This is a genomic window from Frankia sp. CcWB2, assembly GCF_977927585.1.
The window spans coordinates 10,028-15,728 of the sequence record NZ_CDWRCM010000088.1 but is presented as its reverse complement, the minus strand read 5'-3'; the positions used below and the strand labels follow the sequence as shown (position 1 = coordinate 15,728).

Here is a 5,701-nt window from a genome sequence, read left to right as displayed (position 1 = left end):
GTGCACCGGGCGGTCCGCGCCGCCGATCGCCACGATGACGGCGTCCGCATCCTGCGCCAGCCGCTGAACGGAATCGCGGGACGTGACGTCGCCGACCACGCCGTTCGCTTTCTTGGGAAGTTTCTTCACCCGGGCCGCGTCGAGCTCGACACCGGTGACCGCATGCCCCCGTCGAATCGCCTCGTCGGTGATACGGCGCCCGATCTGACCACCGGCACCAAAAATAACGATTCTCGCCATGCCATTGCCTCCGACTCGCCGGTCGTGCAGCTGATGGAAACGCCCGCGGGTATCCATCCGCGGGCGTCATGGTCAGTAGTAAATTACTTTCCGCGTTTACTATTTCACGCTCCGCGGCGACTGCAAGTCGACGTCTGCCCGGGCTTGATCCTCCGGGACCGCTGTGCGGGCCCAGCCAGCCGCTGCTCGAGCGAGCCGGGTGCGGGAGCATCGTGGCTGGTTGGCCGGCTGGGCAGCACGCGGATGCTGGGCAGCACGCGAATAGCGAGACGTACCGATAGGGCGGTGGAGGTGGGATTTGAACCCACGGAGGGGTTGCCCCCTCACACGCTTTCGAGGCGTGCGCCCTCGGCCACTAGGCGACTCCACCGTGGATTAGCCTACCGGACGTCGCGAGAGTCCGGTTCGCCGGGGTGTGTAGGGGTCCGACGGCGCCGAGACGGCACCCCGTCGTCCCGTCGTCCCGAACCGGGCGAGCGTGGCGGCGGTGTGCCGGCTAGCGCCCCGCCGGGCGTCGGCGCGCGGCGAAGAACTCCGCCAGGAGCGCGCCGCACTCGCCGGCGCGAATCCCGGCAACCACCTCGGGTCGATGATTGAGCCGCCGGTCCCGCACCACGTCCCAGAGCGAGCCGACCGCCCCGGCCTTCTCGTCGACCGCACCGTAGACGAGGCGGTCCACCCGGGCGAGCACGAGGGCCCCCGCGCACATGGTGCAGGGCTCCAGCGTGACCACGAGGGTGGCTCCCGGTAGCCGCCAGGAACCCGTCCGGCGCGCGGCCGCCCGCAGGGCGATCATTTCGGCGTGGGCGGTGGGATCGGCGCCGCGTTCCCGCTCGTTGTGCCCGAGTCCGAGCACCGTGCCGTCCTCGGTCACCACCAGGGCACCCACCGGGACATCGGCGTGGTCCGGGGCCAGGCGGGCCTCGCGCAGGGCGAGCCCCATCGCCTCGTGGAAGCGGTCTGGTCCGGGCGGACCGCTCAGCCGGGCGGGAGCGCCCGCCCGGGGGTACTCGTCGGGATCGGTCATCCCGGATCAGCCGGACCGGTGAGCTCAGCCACGTGCGTCGTCGAGGATCTCCCCCGCCCCGGCCCGTTCGCTGAGCGCGCTGATCACATCGCCCGGCAGCATCCCCTCCTCGCCGATCAGTTCCAACAACGCCTCCGCGGGGGTGCCCAGATCGCCGAGTAGATCGAGATCGCCCACGGGGGCGGCATGGGCGACGGCGGACGCGTCATCCTCGTCGTCCGCGGTGATCAGCCCCGCCATCGAGGGCAGCGCGTCGGCGAACAGGCGTTCGGCGAGATCGGAGGTCACCAGGACCCGGCGATCAGAGAGGAAGACCTGCGGATCCGGGTCGTCGGGACGCACGCAGACCACCGCGAGGTACTCGTCGTCCTCCTCGATGAAGGCGATGACGGGGCCGTCACCCAGATCCCGCATCATGTCGGTGAGGGCGTCGAGGTCGTCGGCGTCGGTCGGGTCGAGATCGTGCACCGACCAGTGGCCGTGTACCTGCGTGATCGCGATTGCCTTCGTGGTCACTGTGCGCCCTCACGTCCCTTCTGCAACCGCGCGGCGGACCCGGGCCGGCCGTGCCGGTCCGGAATGCCCGCCCGGCGCGGCCCCCGGTGGCCGAACCGGCGCACCCGCGCCGACCAGCCGTGTTCCACCTGTGATTCTCACCTGTGGGGGCGGCCGTGGGTATTCCGGTTCACCCCGTCGGGTGAGTTCTACCGCGATGCCGCGTCGATTCCGCCACGGTGGTCCGGTCGACACCTTCCCTGACGGATTATGGGTAACGCCAGCTCACGTGAGGTAATGTCCGGCCGGAACAAACCCCCGTCCGGGGGCGCTACCGGGTGGTACCGGGCCGATGACCGGGGACTGGACCGGGATCTATCGGAACGGAAGACGGGGCGGGCTTCGCCGCCCGGTGCCGTCGTGGCACTGTAGAAACCGCGATGACGACATCAATCCCCCGCCGGTTCACCGCCAGGACCCAGGCCGCGCTCGCCGTTGAACGTCTGGCGGCCGAGGCGTCACGCCGGCTCGGCCGTGGTTCCGGCGAGATGATCGGTGGCAAGCTCGCGCTGCGGGTGTCCCCGGGGGCGCTCGCAGAGGTCGGCTCCCACCGGATGACCGCCTGCGTGTCGGGCACCAACGGCAAGACCACCACCACGCGGCTGCTTGCCCGGGCCCTGGGCACCCTGGGGCCGGTCAAGTCGAACAGCGGCGGGGCGAACATGGCGCCCGGGGTGCTGGCCGCGCTGTCCCGGCCGCCGTTCGACGCGGCGGCGGCTCTCGAGGTGGACGAGATCTGGCTGCCGAAGGTGGCCAGGGAGATCTCGCCGCGGGTGGTCCTGCTGCTGAACATCAGCCGCGACCAGCTCGACCGGTCCAACGAGACGCGGCGCATCGCCGCCATGTGGCGTGAGCTCGGTTCGGAGCTGCGCGACACGACGGTGGTCGCGAACGTCGATGATCCCCTGGTGGCCTGGGCTGCGGCGGGCTGGCACCGGCAGGTCTGGGTGTCGGCGGGGCAGAACTGGACGGCGGACGCGATGGTCTGCCCGCAGTGCGCCCGGCTGCTGTACCGCAACAGCAGTGGCTGGTGGTCCGAGTGCGGGCTGGCCAGGCCCGAGCCGATCGTCGCGGTCACCGGCTCCCGGGAACTGCTCTGGTACGGCCGCACCATCGCGGCCCGGCTCGATCTGCCCGGACGGGTGAACCTCGGTAACGCGGCGATGGCCGCCGCCGCGGCCCGGGAGTTCGGCGTCGAGATCGAGGATGCGCTTGCGGCCATGACCGGCCTGGGCGATGTGCAGGGTCGCTATCAGGAGGTGGCGCTCGGCGAGGAGGGCCACCGAGGCCGGCTGCTGCTGGCGAAGAACCCCGCCGGCTGGGTGGAGATGATGGAGCTGTTGGCGGACGCGCCGCCGCGGCCTGTCGTCATCGACTTCAACTCCCAGACCGCTGACGGGCGGGATCCGTCCTGGATCTGGGACGTGCCGTTCGAACGGCTCGCCGGCCGGCAGGTGCTGGTCACCGGGGAGCGTAAGGAGGACATGAGCGTGCGGCTGGCCTATGCGGAGGTGCCGCACAGCGTGTATGCCAGCGCGGAGGACGCGGCCCTGGCCGCCAACGAGAAGGTGGTCGACGTCGTCGCCAACTACACGGCGTTTCGCGATCTGCTGGTGAGGTCCACGCGGTGAGGTCCACGCGGCAAGGTTGTGTACGCGGCGAGGTTGTGTACGCGGTGAGGTTGGTGACGCAATGAGGGGATCCACGCGATGACGGGCGGCTCGGTAACCAGGATCGCGCTGATCTACCCCGAGCTGCTCGGTACCTACGGTGATGGCGGTAACGCGATCGTGCTGTCCCAGCGCCTGCGCTGGCGTGGTCTGCCGGTCGAGGTGGTGAACGTTCCCGCGGGGTCGGCGGTGCCCGAGAGCTGTGATATCTACCTGCTCGGCGGGGGTGAGGACGCACCGCAGGTCCTCGCGGCGGACGGCATCCGGCAGAACCGGGCGATCCGGCGAGCGGTGAGCTCGGGAGCGGCGGTGCTCGCCGTGTGTGCCGGCTACCAGGTGATCGGCGCGACCTTCCCGTCCGGTGGGGAGATCCACGAGGGGCTGAATCTCGTCGGCGTGGAGACCCGTCGCTCCTTCGGCCCGTCGGACGCGCCGCCGCCGCGCGCGGTCGGGGACATCGTGGTGGAACCGGACGCACGGCTCGGCCTGCCCACCCTGTACGGGTATGAGAATCACGCCGGGCGGACGAGGCGGTTGCCCGGCGCGAACGGCATCCCGCTCGGTACGGTCCGGCTTGGGACCGGTGACGGTGACGGCGGAACGGACGGCATTGTGGATGGCCGGGTCATCGGCACCTACCTGCACGGGCCGGTGCTCGCGCAGAACCCCGCCCTCGCCGATCTCCTGCTGAGCTGGGTCCACGGTCCGCTGCCGCCGTTGGGCGCGCCCCGCGAGGTGGAGGTGCTGCGCCAGGCCCGGCGCCGCGCGTTGGCCGTCACCTGACGCGTCCCCTGGCGTTTTTTTTGGGGGGGCAAAGTTTGGGGGGACAAGGCGGACAGACCTGGTCTGACTCAGGTCTTGTCGTCATCTGCTACCAGGTTTGCGGCGTTTCCCGGCCGGCGGTGTGGTTCGGTTGGATCGTGGTGTCGAATCCCCTCGCCGGATGGTGGGGCAAAAACAAGAGAACCGTGCTCATCGTCGGTGTCGTGATCGTGGTTGCCTGGGGCTACCTCGGGACCCGTGACCGCCCGAGGACCCAGCGGGTCAGCCTGCCCGGCGACTACGCGTCGGCGGGCCGTGAGCTGCTCGTCCAGGCCCCGTCCGATCCCGCCAACCCGCTTCCGCTGGTGTTGATCCTGCACGATGACAACGCGGACGCGAAGTCACTCGACCGGCAGAGTGACGCCGGCAAGCTCGCGAACTCCCGCGACTTCGCGGTGGCCTTCCCGGAAGCCGTGGGCGGCACGTGGCGGATCGACGGACCCGAGGGGGCGGACGTGCGCTATCTGCGCGACGTGGTCCGCTTCGTCTCCACGGAACGGACCAAGGTGGATCCGGACCGGGTCTACGTGTGGGGGATCGGCGAGGGTGCCCGGCTGGCCCTGGCCGCTGCCTGCGCCCCGGGTAAGCCGGAATTCGCCGCGGTCGGCGTCGTCGGGCAGTTCGACCCGGAGCCCGGGCCGAACTGCCAGGACCGTGTCCCGGAGGGCCGGGCCCCGGAGGCCTCCTGGGATCCGGAAGGTCAGCGAGGCCCTGTGGAAGTTCTCGTCCGGTCACCGGCTGGGGGCCTGACCGCGGCGCCAGCGAGCGGGCCGGGCTGTTTCCCGCACCGGGCAGAGACTGAAGGCTGAAGTCCGCCGATGCCGCCGGGAGGGGGGTAGCGGCATCGGCGAACCTGGTCGGCCGGGGGTCCGAGGCCCGCCGGCCTTCCCGTGCGGATGGGGGGGATCCGAGGGAAGGCCGGCGGAATCGGGGGCCTTCCGGCCGGACGGACGTCAGATGGGGGGGAGATCTGACGTCCGTCCCACCGGAAGGAGGGCCCGTCCGGATAGCTGGAAAGGAACCATGTAGGCGGGTTGTCGGGCGGTGACAGGGCCCGCTTGCTGGTCTGTCCGCGGCTTCGCCGGTGGGTGGGAGTCCCGGGCTCGGCTTTCACGGCTTCGGGTCGGTGCCCGGAGGGGAGGCCCGGTAGCCGGCCGCTGGTGGACCGGCAGGGCTCGTGCGGTCCGCCAGCCGCGAAGGCGATCCACCGGAGCCGGATGAGCCGTTGCGTCGGCATGAGGGCGGTGCGCCGGCTCCGACCGGCTGCTAGAGGATCCGACCGACGTAGTAGGAGGTGGTATAGATCTTCTTGAGCGACATGACGTCGCCGGTGCGCGGCGCCACCCACATCATGCCGTCACCCGCGTAGATGCCGGCGTGGTAGATG

At 70.7% G+C, this 5,701-nt stretch carries 6 protein-coding genes and 1 tRNA gene; 3 read left to right on the top strand and 4 right to left on the bottom strand.

The window, feature by feature from the left end; genetic code table 11:
- From ACY45C_RS11315 to ACY45C_RS11300, 4 genes are all read right to left on the bottom strand, one after another.
- Nucleotides 1-240 (bottom strand): NAD(P)H-binding protein (locus tag ACY45C_RS11315; protein WP_462187577.1); only part of this gene is annotated, 240 nt, incomplete at its 3' end.
- Between the two features lie 283 nt (nt 241-523).
- Nucleotides 524-610 (bottom strand) — tRNA-Ser (locus tag ACY45C_RS11310).
- 126 nt (nt 611-736) lie between these two features.
- On the bottom strand, nt 737-1,183 hold the full coding sequence (gene tadA, locus ACY45C_RS11305; protein ID WP_462187576.1) for a tRNA adenosine(34) deaminase TadA: 447 nt from the start codon (nt 1,181-1,183) through the stop codon (nt 737-739).
- 108 nt (nt 1,184-1,291) lie between these two features.
- Entirely contained in the window at nt 1,292-1,783 is a 492-nt protein-coding gene (locus ACY45C_RS11300) for a tRNA adenosine deaminase-associated protein (RefSeq protein ID WP_462187572.1), read from the bottom strand.
- A gap of 419 nt (nt 1,784-2,202) precedes the next feature.
- Here ACY45C_RS11300 and ACY45C_RS11295 point away from each other — a divergent pair, with 419 nt between their 5' ends.
- The 3 genes from ACY45C_RS11295 (at nt 2,203) to ACY45C_RS11285 (ending at nt 5,123) form a co-directional block, all read left to right on the top strand.
- Nucleotides 2,203-3,453 (top strand): MurT ligase domain-containing protein, encoded by a 1,251-nt coding sequence (locus ACY45C_RS11295; RefSeq protein WP_462187571.1) that lies wholly within the window; start codon nt 2,203-2,205, stop codon nt 3,451-3,453.
- Nucleotides 3,454-3,531: 78 nt separating this feature from the next.
- On the top strand, nt 3,532-4,275 hold the full coding sequence (locus tag ACY45C_RS11290; protein WP_462187570.1) for a type 1 glutamine amidotransferase: 744 nt from the start codon (nt 3,532-3,534) through the stop codon (nt 4,273-4,275).
- 137 nt (nt 4,276-4,412) lie between these two features.
- The gene (locus ACY45C_RS11285) at nt 4,413-5,123 is read left to right on the top strand and encodes a plasmid partitioning protein (protein ID WP_462187569.1); all 711 of its coding nucleotides are present in this window, start codon (nt 4,413-4,415) and stop codon (nt 5,121-5,123) included.
- The last annotated feature ends 578 nt before the right edge of the window (nt 5,124-5,701 follow it).

What these genes read in the sequence shown, in the direction of transcription:
- tadA (WP_462187576.1), bottom strand. Translation starts at nt 1,183, where the DNA reads ATGGGGCTCGCCCTGCGCGAGGCCCGCCTGGCCCCGGACCACGCCGAT.
- ACY45C_RS11290 (WP_462187570.1), top strand. Translation starts at nt 3,532, where the DNA reads ATGACGGGCGGCTCGGTAACCAGGATCGCGCTGATCTACCCCGAGCTG.
- ACY45C_RS11295 (WP_462187571.1), top strand. Translation starts at nt 2,203, where the DNA reads ATGACGACATCAATCCCCCGCCGGTTCACCGCCAGGACCCAGGCCGCG.